General features: G+C 33.3%; 20 protein-coding genes and 1 tRNA gene. 10 read left to right on the top strand and 11 right to left on the bottom strand.

What is annotated here, in order from left to right:
- Positions 1–54 precede the first annotated feature (54 nt).
- Positions 55–999 (bottom strand): UDP-glucuronic acid decarboxylase family protein, encoded by a 945-nt coding sequence (locus EV07_RS06680; RefSeq protein ID WP_413293954.1) that lies wholly within the window; start codon positions 997–999, stop codon positions 55–57.
- A 532-nt stretch (positions 1,000–1,531) separates the two neighbouring features.
- On the opposite strand from EV07_RS06680, the gene EV07_RS06675 reads away from it, so the two are divergent.
- From EV07_RS06675 to EV07_RS06645, 7 genes are all read left to right on the top strand, one after another.
- Positions 1,532–2,557: a glycosyltransferase family 4 protein gene (locus EV07_RS06675; RefSeq protein WP_036918661.1), complete on the top strand. Its 1,026-nt coding sequence runs from the start codon at positions 1,532–1,534 to the stop codon at positions 2,555–2,557.
- Between the two features lie 190 nt (positions 2,558–2,747).
- A complete protein-coding gene (locus EV07_RS06670; RefSeq protein WP_036918659.1) occupies positions 2,748–4,229 on the top strand; it encodes a hypothetical protein in 1,482 nt (493 codons plus the stop codon).
- 193 nt (positions 4,230–4,422) lie between these two features.
- Positions 4,423–5,442 (top strand): N-acetylneuraminate synthase family protein, encoded by a 1,020-nt coding sequence (locus tag EV07_RS06665; RefSeq protein WP_052043757.1) that lies wholly within the window; start codon positions 4,423–4,425, stop codon positions 5,440–5,442.
- Positions 5,442–6,092 (top strand): glycosyltransferase family 2 protein, encoded by a 651-nt coding sequence (locus EV07_RS06660; RefSeq protein ID WP_072013338.1) that lies wholly within the window; start codon positions 5,442–5,444, stop codon positions 6,090–6,092. Before EV07_RS06665 ends, EV07_RS06660 begins: the two co-directional genes overlap by 1 nt.
- Positions 6,093–6,201: 109 nt before the next feature.
- Positions 6,202–7,116, top strand: a complete 915-nt coding sequence (locus tag EV07_RS06655; RefSeq protein ID WP_036918653.1) for a hypothetical protein — start codon at positions 6,202–6,204, stop codon at positions 7,114–7,116.
- The gene (locus EV07_RS06650; protein WP_036918651.1) at positions 7,107–7,841 is read left to right on the top strand and encodes an SDR family oxidoreductase; all 735 of its coding nucleotides are present in this window, start codon (positions 7,107–7,109) and stop codon (positions 7,839–7,841) included. The genes EV07_RS06655 and EV07_RS06650 overlap by 10 nt, the downstream gene beginning before the upstream one ends.
- Entirely contained in the window at positions 7,835–8,587 is a 753-nt protein-coding gene (locus EV07_RS06645) for a cytidylyltransferase domain-containing protein (RefSeq protein WP_036918649.1), read from the top strand. Before EV07_RS06650 ends, EV07_RS06645 begins: the two co-directional genes overlap by 7 nt.
- Before the next feature lie 74 nt (positions 8,588–8,661).
- Here the strand turns inward: EV07_RS06645 and EV07_RS09265 are convergent, their stop codons facing one another.
- Both EV07_RS09265 and EV07_RS06635 read right to left on the bottom strand, forming a co-directional pair.
- The gene (locus EV07_RS09265) at positions 8,662–10,050 is read right to left on the bottom strand and encodes an ATP-binding cassette domain-containing protein (protein ID WP_193742766.1); all 1,389 of its coding nucleotides are present in this window, start codon (positions 10,048–10,050) and stop codon (positions 8,662–8,664) included.
- Between the two features lie 777 nt (positions 10,051–10,827).
- Positions 10,828–10,900, bottom strand: a tRNA-Ala gene (locus EV07_RS06635).
- Between the two features lie 609 nt (positions 10,901–11,509).
- Here EV07_RS06635 and EV07_RS06630 point away from each other — a divergent pair.
- Entirely contained in the window at positions 11,510–12,667 is a 1,158-nt protein-coding gene (locus EV07_RS06630; protein WP_052043759.1) for a polysaccharide biosynthesis/export family protein, read from the top strand.
- An 18-nt stretch (positions 12,668–12,685) separates the two neighbouring features.
- Complete coding sequence (locus EV07_RS06625) at positions 12,686–14,314, top strand: Wzz/FepE/Etk N-terminal domain-containing protein (RefSeq protein ID WP_036918647.1); 1,629 nt, start codon at positions 12,686–12,688, stop codon at positions 14,312–14,314.
- 23 nt (positions 14,315–14,337) lie between these two features.
- Here EV07_RS06625 and EV07_RS06620 read toward each other — a convergent pair whose 3' ends face one another.
- The 7 genes from EV07_RS06620 to EV07_RS06590 all read right to left on the bottom strand — a co-directional run bounded on the left by EV07_RS06620 (position 14,338) and on the right by EV07_RS06590 (position 21,821).
- Positions 14,338–16,224 carry a hypothetical protein gene (locus tag EV07_RS06620; RefSeq protein WP_052043760.1) on the bottom strand — a complete coding sequence of 629 codons (1,887 nt, stop codon included), beginning with the start codon at positions 16,222–16,224 and terminating at the stop codon, positions 14,338–14,340.
- A gap of 74 nt (positions 16,225–16,298) precedes the next feature.
- Complete coding sequence (gene lexA, locus EV07_RS06615) at positions 16,299–16,907, bottom strand: transcriptional repressor LexA (protein ID WP_036918644.1); 609 nt, start codon at positions 16,905–16,907, stop codon at positions 16,299–16,301.
- Between the two features lie 66 nt (positions 16,908–16,973).
- Positions 16,974–17,933: an ornithine carbamoyltransferase gene (gene argF / locus EV07_RS06610; RefSeq protein WP_036918642.1), complete on the bottom strand. Its 960-nt coding sequence runs from the start codon at positions 17,931–17,933 to the stop codon at positions 16,974–16,976.
- Between the two features lie 78 nt (positions 17,934–18,011).
- Complete coding sequence (gene ftsH / locus EV07_RS06605; RefSeq protein WP_036918641.1) at positions 18,012–19,871, bottom strand: ATP-dependent zinc metalloprotease FtsH; 1,860 nt, start codon at positions 19,869–19,871, stop codon at positions 18,012–18,014.
- 109 nt (positions 19,872–19,980) lie between these two features.
- Positions 19,981–21,072 carry a bifunctional diaminohydroxyphosphoribosylaminopyrimidine deaminase/5-amino-6-(5-phosphoribosylamino)uracil reductase RibD gene (gene ribD, locus EV07_RS06600; RefSeq protein WP_036918639.1) on the bottom strand — a complete coding sequence of 364 codons (1,092 nt, stop codon included), beginning with the start codon at positions 21,070–21,072 and terminating at the stop codon, positions 19,981–19,983.
- Complete coding sequence (locus EV07_RS06595) at positions 21,062–21,562, bottom strand: DUF3122 domain-containing protein (protein ID WP_241434017.1); 501 nt, start codon at positions 21,560–21,562, stop codon at positions 21,062–21,064. The genes ribD and EV07_RS06595 overlap by 11 nt, the downstream gene beginning before the upstream one ends.
- Positions 21,555–21,821 carry a hypothetical protein gene (locus EV07_RS06590; RefSeq protein ID WP_036918634.1) on the bottom strand — a complete coding sequence of 89 codons (267 nt, stop codon included), beginning with the start codon at positions 21,819–21,821 and terminating at the stop codon, positions 21,555–21,557. Before EV07_RS06590 ends, EV07_RS06595 begins: the two co-directional genes overlap by 8 nt.
- 61 nt (positions 21,822–21,882) lie before the next feature.
- Between EV07_RS06590 and EV07_RS06585 the strand changes: the two genes are divergently transcribed.
- Positions 21,883–23,187 carry a bifunctional cobalt-precorrin-7 (C(5))-methyltransferase/cobalt-precorrin-6B (C(15))-methyltransferase gene (locus EV07_RS06585; protein ID WP_052043770.1) on the top strand — a complete coding sequence of 435 codons (1,305 nt, stop codon included), beginning with the start codon at positions 21,883–21,885 and terminating at the stop codon, positions 23,185–23,187.
- 19 nt (positions 23,188–23,206) lie between these two features.
- Here EV07_RS06585 and EV07_RS06580 read toward each other — a convergent pair whose 3' ends face one another.
- Positions 23,207–24,115, bottom strand: a complete 909-nt coding sequence (locus EV07_RS06580) for an NAD(+) kinase (protein WP_036918631.1) — start codon at positions 24,113–24,115, stop codon at positions 23,207–23,209.
- Between the last annotated feature and the right edge of the window lie 67 nt (positions 24,116–24,182).

Genomic DNA, 24,182 nt, shown 5'->3' with positions numbered 1-24,182 from the left:
AAAAGTTTTAAGGAGACAATTTAAAACATACTAATTTATCTTAAGCCAATCATCTTAAATCATTAGTTGAGACTTGAAGTAATTAATAGTCCTATCTAAACCATCATCGATGGAAATCAATGGTTCCCAGTCAAGCTCTTTTTTAGCAAGAGATATTATTGGCTGTCTTTGTAGAGGGTCTTCTTCCGGCAGACTTTTATTTACTAGTTTAATATTCCCATCTATTTTTGATCTGATCATTTCAGCTAGTTGTTTAATAGTAAATTCCTCGGTGTTCCCTAGATTTATTGGACCAGTATGATTGCATCCCATTAATTTTATAAGACCTTTGATTAAGTCATCAACATAACAAAATGATCTTGTCTGACTACCATCACCATAAATGGTAATAGGATTGTTTTTTAACCCTTGAACTACAAAATTACTAATTACTCTCCCATCTGATTGATCCATTCTTGGACCATACGTATTGAAGATGCGAGCAATACGAATATCTATTCCATGCATTCTGTAATAGTCATATGTAAGAGTTTCTGCTATCCTTTTGCCTTCATCGTAACAACTTCTTAAGCCAATTGTATTTACAGCACCTTTATAAGTCTCTGGTTGAGGGTGAACCTCTGGATTACCATATATTTCACTAGTAGAGGCTAATAAAAAACGAGCTTTTACACGACGAGCTAAGCCAAGCATATTATATGTACCTAGAAAATTTGTCTTAGAAGTCTTTATTGGATTGTATTGATAGCTAACAGGAGAAGCAGGACAAGCTAAGTGCCAAATTTTATCTACTTCAAGTTGGATTGGCTTGGTTACATCATGCCTAATCAATTCAAATCTAGGGTTGTGAATCCATTGAATAATATTTTCCTTACGACCTGTAAAGAAGTTGTCAAGACAAATGACCTCTTCCCCAGCTTCCATTAATCGATCTATTAAGTGAGAGCCTAAAAAACCTGCTCCTCCAGTCACTAGGTTTTTAACTAATTTAGTCACAATGGAATGCTTTCAGAACTAAAAATTATTCGTTACTACAACTTTATCGCAAATTGGAGCATGATTCCTTTTAACTAGACTTATGACCATTTCAGTTATATCTAATTTGCATTAAATTTAGAATATAGGAAGGTTTGTTTTTTACTAATAGCTAATTTGGCATGCTTTTAGATAAATCACAGATGAAAAATATTACATTCAACAGTATATAATTAGTATTAAACTTCATTTCAATTTAATTCTTAAGAGTATTTGCTTTGAGTAATCATGATAATGTAAATTCAAAATTGTTATTGATAGAATATCTATCTCTATCAATGAATTCAAACTATAGCTTAGATGAGAGACGAAGGAAAAATCTTTCACTTGCGTTATAGTTCAAAAAATATAATAAAAGAATGGCAAGTCTATATTCAAGTGATTTACTAAGAGTAAATAGAAAGCATCATTTATTATGCTTAGAAGAATCTAATAGTTGTATGAGTATATGTAATTCAGACTTTGTATTATATAAATATAAGATTGAGTTTTAGATATGATCGTCATATATTGGGAAGGATACCCTGTTTGTGCTACAAGAATAGAATCACTTTTTGATTGCGGTCTGGAAGTAACTGTCTTTTCAGATAAACCTAATGTACCATATCAAGGATTCTCTAACTTAAAGTATCCACCTATATATCTAAAAGAAAATGAAGACCCTATTCAATATCTTGGAGACAACCTAAGCAAGATAAAGCTTCTTATTATTACAGGATGGTCTCATAATGTATGGCTTGCATTGGCTAAGAAATTAAAACCCTTAGGAACTAAAGTTGTGATGATGGTAGATAATAACCTAAGATATACACCAAGACAATTAATTGGCTCTGTTTACTTTAGATTCTATATTTCTAAAATTGCAGACTTATATTTAGTTCCTGGTGAAAAGGCAAGAAATCTTTTGAGATTATTTGGTGTTGATTCAAGTAAAATCTATGGGGGATATTATGGTTATTCATCTAAATATTTTCCTAATATATTAGATATTAATTCAAAAATTAAAAGAAAAAAGACTTTTTTATTCGTAGGTCAAAAAATACATAGAAAAGGTATTGATATGCTTATTAAATCATTTATTAGATATAAGGAACTAGGAGGTGAATGGTCTCTAAAGATTGTTGGCAGTGGTAATTATGAGATACCTAAATCCAATTCTATCTCTGAAGAAGATTTCCTCCAACCAGAAAAATTATCTATGCTTTATAGATCACATTACACTCTTATTTTGCCAAGTAGAATAGAACACTGGGGAACTGTTGCTGTTGAGGCAGCCTCTTCAGGAATGCTTCTTGCTTTGTCTGAAAATGTTGGATCTTCATCAGACCTTCTAGTTAATGGTGTAAATGGATTTATTTTTAATGAAAGTGATTTGAATGAAATTGTTGATGTTATGTTTAGATTCGAGAATCTTACGGATATAGAGCTAAACAAAATGTCTAATTACTCTTCATTAATAGCAAAGCCATATTCTGAGGAATCATTTTCACTTTCTATAGTTTCTATTTTAAGAACATTCTAGTTTAAATTTTAATCCGTTGATCATTATATTTCTTTATAATCAAAGTAATAAGAGGTTTATCTAGCATTTTTGTTGATTGTACTTTCCCTTATCTTATGCTATTTTAAAAGAGTATTTAATCAAATCCGTGATACTCTTTTTTTGTATCCCTTTTAAAGTTGAGTTCAATCACAATATAAATCACTTGTAGATGGATAAATATGAATATGCTGTCTTCCTAAGCTTAGCTAACTTTTCACCTGTAGCAGAACTACATCTTGCTCATATTATAAATTTACAAAAGATAAGCAATAAATCATCTATTCTTGGAATTATATGTGATGGTAAATTTGGTGGTTGTAGCATCAACCCAACAGGCTTGCCAGCTACTTGTTATTTTTGCAGGTTAAGAGCTACTAGGATTTGCAATATTTCAGGCATAAAATATATTTATTTATCTGAGTTTAAACCTAAAGATATAACATATACACCTAACAGTCTTTTCTTGGGAGCTATGTCTAGTGTCGCCTCGCATACTAGAGCTGAATCTATATCAGATTTAAGTTGTATTTGGAAATTTATTCTAAAGCGATTACATATTGCATCTATAAAGACCTATAAGTCCATAAAGGAAATAATTAGAATTTATGATATAAAAGAGTTATATATCTTTAATGGTCGATACTCTTGTGGTAAAGCAGCTAAGGAAGCAGCAAGAAATTCTGGAATAGACTTTAGTGTTTATGATGTCAGACAGCAATATAGACCCTATATAAATAAAAACATAGACTTACATAATGCACATGAGGCTATAAAGCGAGCTAATCTACTCTTTTATAAAAATCCTGAACAATCTACCAAAGTAGCTATAAAATATTTTAATGATAGACGAAATCAGAAAAGCACATTTGAAACTTCTTATACTGATAAGCAGCAGTTAGGTTTTTATGGAAAATTAAATAAATCAAAGCAATTAATTGTAATCTATACTTCTTCTGATGACGAATATAGATTTTTAGGCAATGATTGGGGTATCAGTCAAAGGAAAGTATTACAGTCAAAGGAAATCTTTAAGTTAATTACAAACCTTCCTTCAGAAGACTTTGAGATAGTAATAAGAATCCATCCTAATCAAATAGGAGTGAGAACTTCTTCATTGCAATCAATAAGAAGTCTTCCAAAAAGAGATAATGTTACAGTACATGATCCTGATAGTGTTATTGACTCTTATGCTTTACTTGACAAAGCAGATGCAGTCATTACATTTGCGTCTTCGATCTCCCTTGAGGCCTCCTATTGGAAAAAATTATTAATTCAAATAGGACCTTCTCCATACTCTCCACTTAACATAGGATATAACTTTAATTCTGCTATAGATTGCATCGATTTCCTAAAAGCTAATAATCGTAAATTAAATAAAATTAAAATATTAGATTCCAAAAATGCAATTATCTTTGCTAATTATTTGATGAGTTATTTTGATCCTCTAGATGGCTTTGAAAGGGTTGATGGTATTTACAAAGTGCATTCAATCACATTGCCAGTCTCTAGACTATCTAGAATACTAAGCATACCAGAAAAATTAATTATATATATAACCAAACGTCCTAATGTATTTTCTAAACATTTTATAAGAAAGATATTAATAACTATAGAAGATATTATACAAGGAACATTTAGAGATATCATTTAACATTTTCACTCTCTATCTTGATTAGAATTTTATACTCAACTAAGTAATATTCTCTTTACAACTAACCAGATGTTTACTAAGGGATCACTTTTATATTTTTAGAATAAAGTTCTTACGTCTGTAACTATTAAACAACTCAATTGATCAAATACACTATTTTAATGTAAATTGATTAATGCTAGATATCACTTGTATGAAACCTGCTTATATGCTAGCTGAGATTGGAGTTAATCATGGAGGGTCATTAGACCTGGCTCTGGAGATGATTAAGACCGCTTCCATTGCAGGAGCAAGTGGTGTCAAATTTCAATGTTATGAAGCAGATAAATTAGCAGCACAACATTCTCCAGCTTATTGGGATACAGATAAAGAGTCAGAAAGAACTCAATACTCTTTATTTAAACGACTTGAGCAAAATGATCTTGACTTTTACAAACCTTTGATTGAAGCATGTAAAAAATATCACTTGGACTTTGTTGTTACCTGCTTTGATCCAGATTTAATTGATACCTTTGACCCTTATGTACCTTTTCATAAGATCAGCTCATCAGATATTACAAATTTGCCTTTAATAGATCATATAATAGAAAAAAATAAACCTATAGTTTTATCTACAGGTGCAAGTACAATTGATGAAATAGATTACACAGTTAATCATATAATAAAAAATACAAAGATACATTTAACGGTACTTCATTGTGTTCTTAACTATCCATGTGAAATTGATAATGCAAATATTTCAATGGTATCAACTCTAAAGGATCATTTTGCCGATCAGAATATTAGTATTGGTTATTCTTGCCACGTTCCAGTACCTGAAGGCTTTGACTGTATTTTGGCTGCTATTACTTCGGGAGCAGTATTTATAGAAAAGCATTTTACTACCTCACGAATAAAGGCAGGAAATGACCATTACCACGCAATGACAGCAGAAGATTTATTAGAGTTAAGAATAAGGGAAAAGAAATTAATTAAGTTGCTTGGAGAGGGAATTCCTGATTTAAAGAGTCAAGAGATGGCCAGATTACATGCTCGTCGAGGCCTATATGCAGCTAAAGCAATTCCAGCAGGAACTAGATTAGAGGGCCACCACATAGCTATTCTTAGACCTACAAACTCTTTATTACCAATACATATCGATAATGTTCTTGGTAAGAGTACAATTGTAGATCTGATTAAGGGTGATTCTTTATCAATGGAAGTTATAGAATAATGAAAAATATGCATCCACACGTTTCAATAGTAATACCTGCTTACAATTCGCAGTCATATATAGAGGCATGTATTAATTCTTGTATTATGCAAGAAACAGAAATTAACTATGAAGTTGTGGTTTGCGATGATGCATCTACAGATTCAACTAATGAAATACTAGGTTTTCTGTACAGTGATAATAAGTTGATAAAGATTATAACCAATACTTTAAATGTTGGTGTTGGCTTTGCTCGTAATAAAGCAATATCAATGGCAAGAGGTAGATATATTTTTCTATTAGACTCAGATGACTATATTCACCCTTTAACAATTCAAACGCTTACAGTAGCATTAGAATTAAGACCTGATATTGACATTGTATATTCAGATTATGTGTATGTAGATGATAATGATCAAAAGTCATCAAGGATTAATGCCTGCGAAAAACCTATAGCATGCGCAAGATTAGTTAGAAAAAGTGTTTTTGCTAGGCATGGTTTATATGAATCTCTTCGTATTGGAGAAGAGAGAGAATTTGCATCAAGATTAAATGCTAATGGTATAAACTCCCTACATTTACCTCTACCCTTGTATAGGTATAGACAACATTCTATGTCGTTAACATCTGAGTATGAGCAAAAACGAACTTATGATAAAAGTCATGATTAGTATATGCTTGATTAGTCATGTATAGATTTGATGTATATAATTATCTTGTTAGTAGATAAAGATTTATTGTGATTAAAAGTTTTAAGTCACTAGTTATAAATTTAATTATATGAAAGCTTTAATAATAGGCACAGGCTCTATAGCACAAAGGCACTCTAATATACTTCAATCTAAAGGCATTCATTGCATTCATTTAAGTCGAACTCGTAAACATCATGGAACAATTAAAAACCTTATATTTTTATCTTATATGGATTTCCTACCCAAAAAGTATCATAATTATTTTGACTTATCAGTAATAGCAGGATCACCTGAAAATCGCAAGGTCGATCTTGAAATAAGCTACATAGCAACGAGAGATAATTCATTAATAGCTGTAGAGAAACCTTTATTAAGTTGGAATGAATATGATATAAATATTCTTGATAAATTTAGAAAAAGAAAATTCTATACTTTATTTAATGTAAGATATAATCCAAATGTTCAAAAAATCAAAGATATAATAGAAGATTCATATTCGGAAATACAATCAATAAAACTATTTTTCCATGATAATCCTTTTAATTGGTATGGAGAGAGGTCCCTAACAAATTATGTAATTGATCCTGATCATGGGGGTGCTTTAAATATAAGTTGTCATGAAATAGATTTGCTTTTATACATAACAAAAACTTCTCAGGATGACTGGTTTATTCTTAATAAGAAAGAGCTGTTGAACCCCAAGTCCTCAAAAATAGAAGACAGTATTGAAATAAATCTAATCCATAGTAAATCAGAAATTAAAGCATTTATTTCACTTTCATTAGTTTCTCCTATAAGAAAAAGGTTTATAGAGCTTATTAAAACCAATAATAAAATCCCTTATATTTTTAATTTAGATAATTTTGAAGACTTTGAATCATGGTCAAACACATATGAAAGTATGTGGGATGAAATATTAAAAGGAGGAAAGCAAATCACAGCAAGAGGATCAGATGGTATAGTGATTGCAAGATTTTGTAAAAGAATTAAAGAATGGCTATAATCGTAACTGGATCAAATGGTCTTATTGGATCTTTCTTAGTTAAATCATTATTGGCTAAGAAAGAGTTTGTTATAGGAGTTGATATCTCAGACTACTCTTCTGTACAAGATGAAAGATTTTATTATAACTCAGTCGATATTAGTAATGATAAAGAGGTTGAAATACTTTATGAAAGAATATCTAAGAAGGAGATTGATTTGACAGCTTTAATAAATTGTCATCAATATAAACCAAAAGGCTTTTTATCAAAAGAAAGTGAGGATGATATTGAATTATGGAAATCAGTAATTGATGCTAACTTGAATGGATTATATTATATGTGTTTGGGCATAAAGAATTATAGGAGACCTGAGTTTTCAGATATCTCTATAGTAAACTTTGGATCTACTTATGGGCGAATATCTTCTAACCCCAATCTTTATAAGAACAATAGTATGGGTAACCCTGCTTGCTACTCAGCAAGTAAAGGTGGAGTTCATATGCTGACAAAATACTTAGCAGCAAATTGGATTCAGTTCGGAATCAGAACAAATACAATTGCTCCACATGGAGTACTTAATAATCATGAAACTGAGTTCATTAAAAAATTCTCCTCTTTAACTCCAATTAATAGAATGATGAAATTAGAGGAGCTTCTACCTGCTGTAGAGCTTCTACTGGATAAGCGTAATACTTATATGAATGGTAGTGAATTGGTTATTGATGGGGGCTGGAGTATATGGTGAAAATTCTTTGTATAATTCAAGCAAGATATTCATCAAAACGACTTCCAGGGAAATCTATCTTTGAACTAATTAAAGGCAAGACAGCATTAGAGGTTTGTATTGATAGGGTAAGTAGATCAAAAAGCCTTGATAAAGTAGTTGTTTCGACTGGATCAACTCTATCGAATCAAAAAATAATTAATATTGCCAATAGTTTGGATATAGAAACTTTCACAAATGAAGAAGAGGATAATGTCCTTCTTAGATTTGATGATATTTCAAGGAAATTACAAGAATTTCAATGGATAGTTAGGGTTACAGGAGATAACCCTCTAGTAGGACATGACGTCATTAATTACGCTATAGATTATGTAATGAAAAATAAAATTGTTTTCGGAAGTTGTTATTATGATCTCAATTGGCCTAATGGAACAATTGTAAGCGTAATATCCTCAGAATATTTGAGAAAGGCTAATTCCTTACTTGATAATAATAAAAATGATAAAGAACATGTTATATTTGCATTGGAAAAGTTGTGTGGTAGGGAGAGTATTCCATGCCCTAATTATTGGCAAGCTAAGGGTCTAAGATATTGTTTAGATACATCAGATGATTTAACCAAATTAAAGAAACTTATAGAAATGTATAATTATAATGACTTAGTAAATCTAACTACAGAAGAAATTATTTTTACCATGAAAGAAATAACTGGATCTCAGGAAATTAATAGAAACTGCATTCTAATAGAAAAGGGTTTTATGTGGTGAAAATTAAAGCTGATTTATATCTAATTGTTCATACTCCTCTATCAGTTACTAAGCATATTAATAATAAAATAGATTTAAAGTTTAATGACCTTGTAGCACTCACTCAGTTTAACATGGGAAGTTATAATTACTATTGTTGATGGAGGTAGTAATGTTGGTAATAATTTAGAAATATCATGGATCATCTCAGAATTAAGTGCTGAGAATGGCTCATCTAATATTAAAATTTTTGGTTTTTCTGATATTGCTTTTATTATCCATAATCTTTGCACCTCTCCACCACTTAATGACAGTGAGTTTATTAAAAATTTGTTGTAATCTTTTATCCTAAAGTTTTCAATAATACTTCTGGGAAATTTAAACAAATTCAACAAATCATCAATGTGACTCTTTTCTAACCCAGGTAGGAAATCTGAAATAACTAAAGGTGGTAATTGCTGAGACTGAGGTAAATAAAAGGCAATATCTTTAAGAAGTATATTTTTTTGATTAACTAATCTAGTCTCGCCTTTTAATTCTCTATTCAATACATTAACAGGTGAATTTAATAATCTCTTTAATATCAATGTTTTCCCAAAACCAGATGGAGCTGATATATGAACAGGCTGATCAGATGTAAAATTGAATCCAAAATCACTTTGGTAGATTCTCGTTTCTAATGATTTCTTTTTACTAAGGAAATCTAAGCTTAGTCTGCCTTCAAGAGTATATATACTTTTTCTCTTATCGAACCTTATAAATTGATTTGATGTATAATAGTTTGTCTTAAGATTATCAAACTGACTTTTAAATAAAAGCTCAAAAATATTATCTATAGTCTTGGAATTATTAAGGAAAACAGTGAAGGAATTTGCAATTTGTTGTGATGTACGGAATGTCTTCTGAAGACCAATTAGAGCAACTAGAATTGAAGAAACACCTAATGAATAATTTAACGTTTTGCTCCAAAATAAAACTATTATCACTATAAAAATAAATAAAAGCTCTAGTTGGTATATAGTAGAGAAAACCCCTTTACCCAAAATATAATAATTGTTAAGCTGATTATTAAACTCTCTAATGCTCTTCGTTGTTAATTTAGTAGATATATTTGAGTATATAAAACTCTGTATATTAGAGAAAATATATCTAATAATACCAGTATTATTAGATTGACTTTTGATAAAATTACTTGATGTATTTATTGTGTTTCTTGCCTTTAAACTGTAGTATATAAAGTAATAAATCAAAGATGATGAGAAGATTGGTAGGAAGATTATTCCTGAAGAGTATATGCAATAAAATACAACAGCTAAGAGAATTATAAAGTTTGAGAATAATCTTAGAGTAGGAATGCAAATGTCTCTATAGAATATAAATAATTCATTTTGCAATACATTATTTAAATTGCTGTCTAAATTTAAGGAATTACTATCAGAATCTCCTTTCCCTAAATGATTAGGTTCTTTCCCGTTGCTTACCATTTTTTCATATATTTTTACTTGCATATTGATGACTACATCTCTTGATACTATGTGTTGTATTGAGAGATTCTTGTAACGTAGAATATACAAAGTTATAGAACTAACTAAGAGATTAATGCCCACGTTGATAAATTCAAAAGAAAATATTTTTGGTATTATCAATATTGTCAAAGCACTTCCTGTTAATATTGAAGCTAATAACGAAATTGTGTAGACTTCTAGCAGTGATTGAAAAGGTAACAATATAAAAGCATAGAAGCAGAGTCTTAAATTCCTTTTAATATTTCCTGCAAAAAAGAAATGCTTATAAATTGTTAATAACTTTATTAGTATATCCATGATTTTATCTATTGTAAAATAACTCTGCGAAACTTCTTTCAAAAATTAGTCTAATTAATAGAGTGATTAATTTAGTGGGAGTATTCGATGTACGTAGACTTTCGGATCTTGAGCAGATAATCCAGTAATTGCATTTATTAAGCTTTATTTGATTCATTTAAGTTGCAATTCGGCAGTATAGAAGAGTACATTGATCTTCAGCGATAAGCAATATACATGATTTGTTTATTTTAACTATAACTAGTAATACTATGCTAGACATTTTAAATATCTTTTAATTCTCATGGCAATTACTATGGCTTTTGATACTTCCTATTTCCCAATGCTATTAGAGTAATTACTATATCAAAATAGCTTAGAACTTAACTCGAAAATAAGCCTAATCAATTCTTCTCTAACTAGCCTAATCAAATAGCTAATCATAGCTTTAAATTTCTATGGAGCCAAGCGGACTCGAACCGCTGACCCCCTGCATGCCATGCAGGTGCTCTACCAGCTGAGCTATGGCCCCAGGATGCTTTTAAGTGACTATAAAGAAAGATTCACTTTGGTTTGATGACCATTTTGAACTAACTGTCACTTGTTAATGTGTCAAATAGATTTCGAATTACTATAGAATATACTACATCTGACCAGAGAAGAGGTCATTATATAAAACATCATTAAGACAAGTGATTTTTATTTTGATAAGTTCCATCTTTCAAAAACTCAAAATAAATTATGTCCAAATTACGTTAAACAGTCTTTATCTTAAGCCTTTAAGTCTTTTGATGTGAGCTGTTAATAACTTTTTCAAGTCAGCCATTTAGGCCTTTGATTAGTATAATTATATTTAATTCTTTACTGTTTTTCAATTCCAACTAAGTTACTAATTAACTCAATTTTAAGCTCCTGCAATAGACTACAAAATAAATGTTGTAAAGGACTCCAGTACTTTTTCTGCCTTTTCTAATAAAATTAAAACGTTGGCTTGTAGCCGCAAAAATTTATATAGAATTTTCCTAATACTTGCAAAAAAGAACAAGTGCTCCCAAGAGAAATCCTATATGTTATATTCGTTCCTGAAGCTGATTGTTTTGAAAACGTACTCCCAGATTAATCTTATTAATACTATTTTTTTATGATTAAGCTTTCAAAATTGCTTTTATTTAATCGAGTAGCCCTTTTGTTAGTACTTTTACTTGGTATTACTTCAAGGGGAATTCTTTATGCAAATACAAATAATGATGCCAATACTGATTTAAATAATTCTAAGCTATTTATCGATAAGCCCCAATATATACTTGGTTCTGGCGATGTATTGTTTATATCATTTATTGGGTTGCCTCAATTTAATGCTAGTTATTCAGTTGGTCCCGATGGCCTAATGTATCTTCCTGAAGTTGGGAGTTTGCAGGCCGAGGGGCTAACAGTTAACGAGCTTAGAAACGCATTGCTCCAAAGTTATGATGAGTTCATAATCGATCCAAAGATAGAAATACAGGTAGTCAGATACAGGCCTATGAGAGTTTATATTTCAGGAGAGGTCAAAAGACCTGGCTTGTATACCTTTAAAGGAGGTAATACAGGAAATCTTGGAACTCCTACTAGTTCTTTAGGTGGTTTCAGTCAGGAGGAAAGGATTCAAGCTCAAACAATTGACCAAGCTGCCAGTTCAATAGCGAGTGTAGACTATGCACCACGAATATTTGATGCAATAAGGATTTCTAGCGGTGTCACACCAAATGCAAACCTTTCAGAAATTTCAATTATAAGAAACAATGCTAGGAGCAGTGGTGGTGGTAAAATTAAAACAACTATAAATTTATTGAAGCTTCTTACAAATGGAGATCAATCTCAGAATATAAGAATTTTTGATGGAGATACTATAATCATTTCCAGATCAGAAAAGGTATTAAAAGATCAAATACTTAAAGCAAATAAAACCAATTTGAGCCCTGAATATATAACTGTTTTTATAACTGGAAATGTTGAAAGAGCTGGAGCATCAAAAATTAGACAAGGATCAGGACTTATACAAGCTATATATTCAAGTGGAGGGAAAAAACTGATGACTGGAAATATAGAGTTTATAAGGTTTAATGATGATGGAACTACATTGAGAAATCAATTCAGGTATGATGCAAAGGCCCCCATTAATACAGCTAAAAACCCAATATTAATGAGTGGTGATGTTATTAATGTTAGAAAATCTGCTTTAGGAACTGCTTCAGAGGTTATTGGCGAAATCTCAAGACCAGTCCTTGGAGGCTATGCTCTTTACAATATATTCGACTAATTATTAATCATGATAAAAATGGACAATTCAAACAATCAAAGTTATTTAAATAATGATTATGATAAAGATGATATTGATTTAAGTAAAGTATATAAAAGGCTGAAAAGAAATAGATCAACTATATTACCCGTTTCATTTGTTATTACTTTTGGAGTAATTATTTCTACTTATATTAGGAAGCCTGTATGGGAAGGAAGCTTCCAAATAATTATCCAAAGAGATACACCAGCTGAACAAGCAGGGTCATTAGCAGATGTAAATAGAGTTGATGGATTACAAGTTAGCCTCCAAGGTTATACTTCCGATGATTTGAAAACCCAGGTAGTTATTTTAGAGAGCCCTTCTGTTCTTAAACCTGTTTACAAAAGCGTTAAAACTAAAAAGTATAGTCAAGGACTTACTAAATATAACCCTACTTATAAACAATGGATTGACGATCATTTATCTATAGATTTAAAAAAGGGCACAAAAGTTTTAACTGTAAATTATAAGGATACTGATAAGCAATTGATATTATCAACATTGAGAATGGTCTCATCTAAGTATCAAGCATATTCAAGGAAAGATCGATTGGAAAAGTTAGATAAAGGAATTGATTATTTAAAGTTACAAGTTAAGCAATCTAAAGAGAAGTCAAGTAAATCAATGAAAACTTTCAATAGCTTTTCTATACAACATGGGTTGGGGAATGCTGATGGATTATTTGGATCAGATGATCCAAGCCCAGGAATAGTTACTTACGATTTGTCAGGTAAGAAGGCAGCAGTAAAAGGCCGATTAGGAACCTATGGAGCTAATTTTGGAGCTGGTGACAATGGACGTTCAGGAGCTGCGAGAAGATATAAAACTCACTTTAAACTACTAGAGCAATATGAAGCTGATTATGCGGAGCTTTCCTCAAAATTAAAACCAAATTCTTCAGTTTTAAAAGAGCTAAAGAGTAGAGTTGAAGGCCTAAGGGTCTCTTTAGATAGGCCTAATAAAATAATTGCTGAATTTAGAGAGCTAAAAAGAATTGCTTTGCGAGATGAGGCTCTCTTGCAAAGTCTTGAGACTAATTTAGATATAGCTTTATTAGAACAAGCACGACAGGAAGATCCATGGGATCTTATTTCAGAACCGACATTAAGTGACTATAGAGTATCACCAAAGAGAAGTATTGAGACAGTTATTACATTCTTATCTTCAATAACTATTTTGGGCTTAATTCTAATATTAAGAGAAAAAAACTCAGGTATACTTTACTATTTTTATGAGTTAAATAACGAGATTCCATACAGATTTATGCAAACCATTTACAAGAATAATATTGAATTAAATGATAGAATTATTTCTAATATAATAGAATCTAACAAGATAAAAGCCTCCTCAAAGGGATTGATTGGCATAGCATCTATTTCAGATGACAGCATGATTAAAGGGCCTAATAATACTTATAGCTTGTTTAAAGCTGATAATAGCATCACTTTTATAGACCCATTTGATAAGAATGATATTGAAAAATGTTCAAGTATAATACTTTTATTTGAAAAGGGTTCTTTATCATCAACTAACCTTAAATTGACAAATGAATACCTTCAGCTCTATAAAGACAAGATTCTAGGCTGGTTATTGCTTGATACAAAAACAATATTTCCTAATATATAATTCTTTCACTAATTGATGTTTTATCAATAAATATAATTTACTTTCATTCCTGCTTTCAATTCATGATCTCCTAAGACTTGCCCAAAGTCTTGTAATCCAATAGCTGAACTCATATATATATCAAAATATAGCCTATCACTCATAAGTCTTCTGATCGCAAGTGTGGCATTACTCTCAGTTGCTCCAGATAAAATGATATTTGTTTCTGGTATTAGTTGTATTTTTTCAGATATCTGAAGATTCATAGATAATCCCAAACTTGTTATTGTAGAAAGTGAACTTTGTGCAGTTTTAGGATTTATATTTATAGCAAGATTATCACTAACTTCCCAAGTATTTATTAACTCATAGTATGAGTAACCTTGTTTTGACTGTTGATTCCTGCCCAAGCTAATTCTACCTGTTAGCCAAAAGGGTTTATTCCTTAGCGGACTAGCAAGAACAAACTTGCCTCCAACACGAGTGTTAAAATTATTGCTACTCATGAAAGTGTTGATAATATTTGCTGATTTAGAACTATCTTGATGAACATCATTAAACGATCCAAAATTTAATATTTCGAGTTGGAAAGCATTTGAGAGAGAGTAGCCTAGGAAACCAAAGCTATTTCCTTTGCTATCAATATTTGCGGAAAGATGGCTTCTCCCCTGTTGAGGTATAAAAGCTGTATTGACTGTTAAGCCACCAATTGCCAAAGATTCCTCTCTTCTCGAAAGGTTCCTTTGAGGTGAATCTATTTTACCTGGTCTATACTTTAAACCTGCAAAATATATAGGTCTATTAGATGAAGGTGTAAGGAGGAATCCTGTGGCAGGAGTTGCCCCAAAAGCATTTGTATATCTACCTTCAAGACCTATAATTGGGTTTATATCCCAATTAACTCCTATTGTGTATGTAGGCTGGTTGGAAAAATTTAAATTTGAATCAAATGTGTTGTTGCCAGGGCCAAAAGGTTGCGCAATAGATGCACTTGAATAAACATTTTGTCTGATTTTCCATGAGAAACCTGAACCAAGATAAAAATTATTGCCATAGAAATTGTTTTGATTTCCTCCGCCATGTTTGTCAGGTAGAAAAACCGCACCTGCTAATAAATTAAGATCTAAATTATTAGTTAATTTTCTAGTTAAAGGTAAATACAAAGAACCAATGATATCCTTAGAAGATACTTTAGAATTAATATTATTGAATATATTGTTTTGATTACTTCCACCGCTTGATTGATTCCAGGATTCAATTGAAGCTAAAATAGAAAAATCCCATTTTTCTTTATTCCAGAGTTTTTGCTTATAGGATATTCCATAGATTTCCCAATAGTTTGGTGTTAATTTAGTGCCATTAATTAATTCAAATAAAGGATCATCTGCCACTGAGTAAAAACCAGAAAACTGGATGTTCTCATTGATACCATAATCAAATACGAATGCATAATTTTGATTTCCTGCTCCACCTGCTGCACCATTTGTAAAAGTTGATAAACTATATACTTTATATGAATATTCACCTTCACTTAATGTTGTGGTAACTGGGAATGATGGACTGATTCTGGTTGGTTTTGAAAAATCTTTATCGATTGGCTTTATAGTCTTATATAGATTCTGAGCTTCATCTATAGATAATGGAATCTTATTATGTTTGTTTATAGAGTCAGGGCCTAATTCGATTTCATCACTATTAATAAATTCCCATCTCATTTCATCCGAAGATTGATCTGATTCTGGGTAAGTAATTTTTTCCCAGATTATTTTATTTTCCTCTTGATTTTCTGCTCTAGATTGATTTTCCGCAAGAAGTATAAATAATAAAGGAAATATAAATAATAAATAAGAGCGTGAATTTGAAAGACTTTTACCTAAAAATAGAAAATATTTGATTAAAAGGTTTTTTTTATTATGTGATCTATATTCCATTGGCTATTGATTTCAACGTTGGCCTCGTACGAATCTGGATTCTTCCTGTTAGATGATCTTACCACTTTAAACAATTAAGTTTTTCGCCAAACTGCCAATAGTTTGCCTTGTATTTCAACCATAGACGCTTCCAGCTCAATGGGTTCATAGGCTGAGTTTGCAGCTTCAAGTCTGATTAAAGATCCATTGCGATAAAAATGCTTTAATGTTGTCCCTGAGCCGCGAACCATTGCGCTAACAACGGCTCCATTTCTTAAAGAGGACGATTCTTTCACTGGTTCCATTAGGACTACATCTCCATCAGCGATAAATGAGTCAATCATTGAATCTCCATTAACAGTTAACGCAAATAAGCCTCGAGTTTTAAGAATTGATTCCATGTCAAGGGTTTCTTGAACATCATCAAATGTTTCTATAAGACCTCCAGCAGCAACAGCTCCAAGTAATGGAATGCCAGGAAAATTATCTTCCAATAACTGCAATGTTCTCGCTTGACCTTCTTGCCAAGTTATCCACCCCTTCTCTTGAAGATGCCTTAGCCTGCTTTGTATCGGCGCAGGAGAACGAAGCCCCATCGCTGACATCATTTGTCTGATGGAAGGGCTGTGATGATGCTCCCCTATGTAGTCAGATAGCCATTCAAAAAGCTCTTTTTGAGCAGGAGTCAATGCCTCGCTTGCCATTGGGCCAAAAGTAATGCATATGTTCTTCAATACATATGTACCTAAGAATCAATTGGTTCGCAAGGTCTAAAGTCCACCTAGTAATGCAGCTAGAAGAGCTTGTTGCACATGAAGTCTATTTTCAGCCTGATCGAATACTCGACTACGTTTGCCTTCAAGTACTTCGTCGGATATCTCTTCCCCTCTATGAGCGGGTAAGCAATGAAGAACGATTGCCTTGCTATCAGCCTTGTCTACTAAACGATTATCTAGAGTAAAGTCTTTAAAAGCTTCTTCCCGATGTAATTGTTCTTTTTCCTGTCCCATTGAGGCCCAAACATCTGTATAAATAACATTGCTTCCATTTACGGCCTCTAATGGATTATGTGAAATTTCAATATTAGATCCAGATTCCTTTGCCAAAGCTTTAGCTTGATCTATTACAGATGGAATTGGCTCAAAGCCTTTAGGGCAGGATATTCTCACATTTACTCCCAAAAGGGCCCCACAAAGCATTAGTGAATGAGCAACATTATTTCCATCGCCTAAATATGTAAGTGTTAATCCTTCTGTCTTGCCAAAAACTTCTTTCATTGTTAGAAAGTCAGCTAATGCCTGGCAAGGGTGCTCTAAATCTGTAAGTGCATTCAATACAGGTATTGAAGACCATTTTACGTATTCGATTAGCTCATCATTGCCATAAGTCCTTATCGCAAGAGCATCACAATAACGGCTTAGGACTCGAGCGGTGTCTTTTAATGGCTCGCCTCTCCCAAGCTGAGAGGTCTTTTGGTTTATATCAATTGTTTGACCGCCTAGCCTTGTCATTGCGACTTGAAAGCTAACTCTAGTCCTGGTTGAAGCCTTGCTAAAAATCAAACCTAATACTCGGCCACCAAGGTCGATTTTTCTCTCCCCATTTTTTAATTGAAGCGCGAGTTTGTGAATTGCTTCAATTTGATGAGCATTTAGATCATTGCAAGAGATAAAACTCTTGCCTTTAAGATCAGCAAGAATTCTTGATAATGATTCTGAGACCATTTCCATAAAATTAGTCTCTTTAAAAATTTAATATGGATATATAAATTAGCTATTGATCAAGAGAAAAACAAATTTTTATAAGCCTTAAGGCATAAGACTTTCTGAAAGCAAAGATTTAAGGTCATCTCCATCAATAACTTCTTTTTCAAGAATCTTCTGCGCAATGCTTTCAAGCAAAGGCAAGTTTTTGCGAAGTATGCTTAGAGCGCTTTCATGAGCTTCGTCTACAAGGCTCCTTACTTCCTTATCTATAGCCTGAGCAGTTGCGTCACTAACAACTCTTCTTGGATTATTGTTCCCACCTAAGAACTGACCTCCTCCTTGTTTGTCATACGCCAATGGTCCCAATATGTCACTCATCCCATAAGTACCAACCATTTGTTCGGCAATATCAGTTGCTCTTTGTAGATCATTTGAAGCTCCAGTTGTGACTTTCCCGAAAACAATTTCTTCAGCAGATCTACCACCTAATAATGTGGCAATTTGTCCCTTTAATTCATCTTTAGAGTTAAGAAATCTTTCCTCAGTGGGAAGTTGCAATGTATAACCTAATGCACTCATTCCCCTAGGAACTATAGAGATTTTTGCAACTTTGCTTCCACCTGGCATCAGATGCCCAACAATTGCATGACCAACTTCATGGTAAGCGACAACTTTCTTCTCATCATCTTGTAGGACCCTGCTTTTCTTTTCTAATCCAGCAACAACCCTTTCTATAGCCTCATTTAAATCTCTCTGCTCTACTGAGGTTCTTTTAGCTCTTGCCGCTAATAAAGCTGCTTCATTTACCATGTTTGCCAAGTCTGCTCCAGCAAAACCGCTAGTGGCTTGAGCAATAGTATCTAAATCAATTTTTTCAGCTAATTTTATTTTCTTAGTATAAATCTCTAAAATAGTTTTTCTTCCGGATAAATCTGGCCTGTCAACTAATACTTGTCTGTCAAATCGTCCAGGTCTCAATAAAGCAGCGTCAAGAACTTCTGGTTGGTTTGTCGCGGCTAAAACAATGACTGGCTTGTCAGCGGAAGAAAAACCATCCATTTCTGTGAGCAGTTGATTAAGGGTTTGTTCTCTTTCATCATTACCCCCAACAACACCCATAGAACCTGAGCGACTCTTGCCTATTGCATCTAATTCATCTATGAAAATTATGCAAGGAGCTTTTTTCTTGGCTTGTTCAAATAAGTCTCTAACTCTTGCAGCACCAGCTCCAACAAAAAGCTCTACAAATTCTGACCCTGAAATAATAAAGAAAGGAACTTCTGCTTCTCCTGCAACAGCTTTTGAAAGCAAGGTTTTCCCTGTCCCTGGCGGCCCTACTAGCAAAACACCTTTAGGTATCCTGGCTCCAATATCCGAATACCTTTGAGGTCTTTTTAGAAAATCAACTATTTCAGTTAGTTCTTCCTTGGCTTCATCAACTCCCGCTACATCATCAAAAGTGACTCGTGACTCTTCATCGGGTACATAAACTTTTGCTTTGCTTTTCGTAAAGCTCAATGCTCCTTGAGCACCTCCTCCACCCATGCTTCTGCGAGCGAAAAACTGAAGAACTAAAATAAATATCAATGGAGGCACAACCCAACTAAGAATTGTGCTGAAAATATTGGGCTTCTTAGGAGGTGCAGCTGCAAATTCAACGCCTTTTGCTTCAAGTCGTTGAGGTAGATCCATATCAAATATTGGTGTTGTAGCTAAGACTGATGGAGCTCCTTCAGTTGGCGTTGAGAGCTCATATCTAATTTGATCTTGGGTTATATAGGCTCTTTTAACTTCGCCATCATTTACCTGGTTAATAAATAATGAATATGGGACTCTTGGTACTTGCATGTTCTGATTTGGAAAGAAGCTGCTGAAAAGCAAAAGAGCTCCAAATCCAATCAAAATCAGATTAATTATGCCGAAACGACGATTCGGCTGATTTTCATCTTGGCGAATCGGCATAACAATAAAAAATTAATTGAATACAAAACTAACAAATATGTGCAATTCAGATATCAAAAATTAGGTGTAAGAACCGAACGAGATCAAAATTAACTTCTAGCATTGATTATCAAATAAGCATATTTAAAACAAAATCATGCCCTTTTTTTGATTGAGAAATCTCTTTTACCGTAAGGACTTGCTCCATTGAAGCAAACCCTAGATTAGAAAGAGGCGTCATCGCAGAGGTCCCCCCTAATAATTTTGGAGATATGAAAACTAATATTTCTTGAACGCAATTATGTTTAATTGCCGCAGTTGCTAGTCGACTTCCACATTCCCATAAGACTTGATTACAGCCTTTTTGAGCAAGAACCTCTAATAATTTTGCTGGATTACATTCTTCTAAAAGAATTGATTCAGGACCATCTGGCAATTTATCTAAAAGTCTAGAGTTACTTTCTGGACCATAACAAATCAAAGTTTCTGCTTGCTTAGTATTCCAAATTTGGGCCTCCACTGGAAAGTCTAGAGAAGAACTTAGAACAACTCTTAAGGGCTCTTTTTTCTTAATGCCTCTGCTTGTCAAGAGAGGGTTGTCGAATTTTACGGTTTTTCCTCCAACAATTACAGCATCGCATCGTGAACGAAGGGAATGGACTTTTTTTCTAGATTCTTCTCCACTAATCCATTGACTTGTTCCATTAGGCAATGCTGTCCTTCCATCCAAGCTCATGGCCCATTTTAAAACACCCCATGGCCTTCCAGTTTGATTGCGAAAAATGAAAGCTCTATTTAACCAAGCCGCCTCTTTTTCTAGAACTCCAGTAATTACTTCTATTCCAGCTTTACGTAAAATAGAAATGCCTTTACCAGAAACCCTTGGATCTGGATCCTTAATAGCAACGACAACCCTTGCCAAACCTGACTTTAAAATTGATTTTGTACAAGGAGGAGTTTTTCCATAATGACAACAAGGTTCAAGATTGATTAATAGCGTTCCCCCTTTTGCATTAGGACCGGCTTGCAACAAGGCTTCTATTTCCGCATGCTTTTGACCAGTACCCCTATGAAAGCCTTCACCTATAAGGTTTTGTTGAGAGTCTAAAATCACTGCGCCAACAAGTGGATTAGGACTTGTTTGCCCTTCAGCTAGAAGGGCTAAGTCCAATACACGGCGCATCCATTGCCCCCAAGTTCGTTGATATAAGTCAGGTCTCATTTCTTATAAAGCTTTTAAGCATTGATCTCCATTCATTAACAACATAGGGCGGTACAGGTAAATCATTAAAACCTCCCACCAAAGACAATCGCAATGGCCGATTATTATTAAGTTCTTGCAGAAATGGGCTTAATAAAAACTCTGCAGCCGCATCACGATTATCGTTAGCCAGTTGAGGGTTGCTTAAAGTTATATCTTTAAGATCCCAGGATTTAAGACCTGATTTTAAATGTAATTTTTCTGGGTGATTTAATCTAAGACTTCCTGTAAACCCAACTATTCGCAAGACTAAGTTATCTTCATGTCCTGTTTGAGGGTAAACAACCAATTGCCATGTCTGGTCATCAAGATCTCTTAAACTTTCTAAGCTTCTTTGAACTTCATTCCCATTGATATTTTCAAAAAGTTCCAACTTTGCTTCTAACGCTTTAGGTGGAATTAAATAACAAGAAATTGATATGAGTAGGAATAGAAGAAATGACTTAATCACTTTGAATTGACTCCGAATCAAGTAATGCATCTAAAGTTATTGAGGTGTTAACTAATGATTGGTATTTTGCCAAAACACGACGATTTCGGTCTAACCATTTTGCAGGATCAGTTGCATTGCTTCCATTAGAATCAAATCGTGGTCCTTCTGCATCCATTAGATCCAAGTCTTTTTGTTGTTTAATAAGAGCTATTAAAAGTTCATGTTGACGCTGACGCCTAATAGGATCTTTGTTTATATGGCCGGTTGACTTTTTCAATGAACTCTCTAAGAAGCAAAAAGAATCTAATCAATCAACTTATCAATTAAATGTTTTTAATATGGTAAGAAACAATAAAAACAAGGCCAAAGAGGGAATTTCTATAGACATCATTGGTGTTTCAGCTTCAGGGGTTGCAGATCTTTCAAGCAGATTGCAAGGAATTGTCCTCTCAGCAAGAAATATTTCAGCCCCTAGAAGATTGCTGATTTCTCTTAAAGACTGGTGGAATAAGCAAAATTCAAGTAATCCATTCCCAATTTTTTTTGCAACTGATAATCCAGGAGAATTTATCAATTGGCTCAATGAGCAAGATCAAAAAACTGTTGTATTAGCAAGTGGAGACCCTCTTTGGTTTGGAATTGGGAGGATATTGTTAAAAAATTTTCCATCTGAAAAACTTGTTTTTCATCCTTCTCCTACTTCTTTGCAATTAGCATTTTCACGATTAGCTATCCCTTGGCAAGATGCTCATTGGATTAGTCTTCATGGGAGAGAAACAACTCCTCTCACTAAGCTTTTACAAAAAAGACCTAATACGATAGGTATACTTACAGACCCGAATCGAGGCGGAGCCCAGGAAGTAAGAGCAATACTTGCGGCATGTGAACTTGAAAATATTTATAGCTTTTGGATATTCGAAAATCTTGGTCATAAGCAAGAACGTACATATCGAATTTCTCCTAAAGAAGAATTGCCTTTGCTAGACCCACTTCATCTAGTAGTGCTAATAAAGGACAAAGAACCCTTTATTAGTAAGAAAGATATTCCTTTATTTGGTATAGAAGATGGTTTTTATTTGTCATATCAGGATCGTCCAGGTCTTATGACAAAGAGAGAAATACGCATTCAATTATTAGCAGATTTAGAACTTCCAGAAACGGGTGTTATTTGGGATATTGGTGCTGGTGTAGGGACTATTGGCTTGGAAGCTTTACGATTAAGGCCTAAATTAGAACTTTTATCTATTGAAAAACGTTTGGGAGGGGAAGAGCTTATTAAATTAAATGCAAGAAGGCTAGCAGTCTTTCCTAGAAAAATTATTGAAGCAGATGCCCTCTCAATTCTTGAAAAAGAAGCAATCCCTAGTCAACTTGCACAACCAAATAGAGTGATTCTAGGAGGAGGAGGTTCTGAGAAAATAAATCTTTTAAATGAAATTATTGCTCGAATAAAACCAACAGGAATTATTGTTATTCCTTTAGCAACAATAGAAAATCTAGAAAAGATTGCGAACCTTTTAAAGAAAAAAGGATTTCAATTGAAAATTAGCCAGCATCAAAATTTAAGAGGTGTGTCTTTAAAAGAAGGGACAAGACTTAATCCAATGAATCCTGTCTTTATAATTAAGGGTAAATTTCAATAGAAGTAATTTCATTCGACAATCAATTTTTTTCAGGCTTGGCGATATGAGGCAAACCCCAGCCTAATTTATTACCAAGTACTTGGAAGAATTCATTATCAGACAAACGAATGAATTTAACAGGATGATTGCTTCTTCTAATTAGGACCCTATCTTCTGGCCATACATAACAGCCTGCAGTCCCATCAACAACCATCATCAATCTTTCAGGTGTTGCAGGGAAAACAGTTACAGGTTCTAATTCACTAAAAACAAGTGCTCTTGAAGCTAATGAGTGTGGGGCTATAGGAGTCAATTGAAGGACTGGGCAATCTGGAGTTATAACAGGTCCACCTGCACTAAGAGAGTAAGCAGTTGAACCTGTAGGAGTGGAAAGGATTACACCATCAGCAGATATATCTACAGGTGCATGATTGCCAATTGAAATTTCAAAGTGACACATGCTTGTTAAAGGCTCTCTATGTAACGCCATTTCGTTAAGACATAAAGCTTCCCAACGTCTCTGCTCTCCACGCATGACACTTACAACAAGACTAGTTCTTTCTTCTATATACCATTCGGTTCTTAAAACGCTATTAAGAGCTCTATCAATATCTGGAAGGTATGTTTCTGTTAAAAAACCTAAATGGCCTGTATTAATTGTAAGAATAGGGACTCCAATCGGCGCTGTCTGACGAGCTGCAGAAAGTACTGTGCCATCTCCTCCTAAGACAATGGCTAATTTCATAGAAGAATCAAAACCTTCTGGAACGCATGCGTTATATCCAAGTGTTCTCATATGTTGATCTGGGTTGGCGAAGCCAACCATTCCACCAGCACTGCTAGCTCTTATAACTTCATAACCAGCAGCCTCAAATTTTCTTTGAATATAAAGAGCTCTTTCTAAAGAAAGCTCTTTACCATCATTAAAAATCAGTCCTAGTAGAGGCACTGATCACAAAAGCAAACAACTTTATCACTTTAATTAAAAAGCTTATTCACAAGATAAATCTAATTAA

The organism is Prochlorococcus sp. MIT 0603 (genome assembly GCF_000760215.1).
Lineage (GTDB): Bacteria > Cyanobacteriota > Cyanobacteriia > PCC-6307 > Cyanobiaceae > Prochlorococcus_E.
The sequence above is the reverse complement of the archived record's forward strand: the minus strand, read 5'-3'. Positions and strand labels throughout refer to the sequence as shown.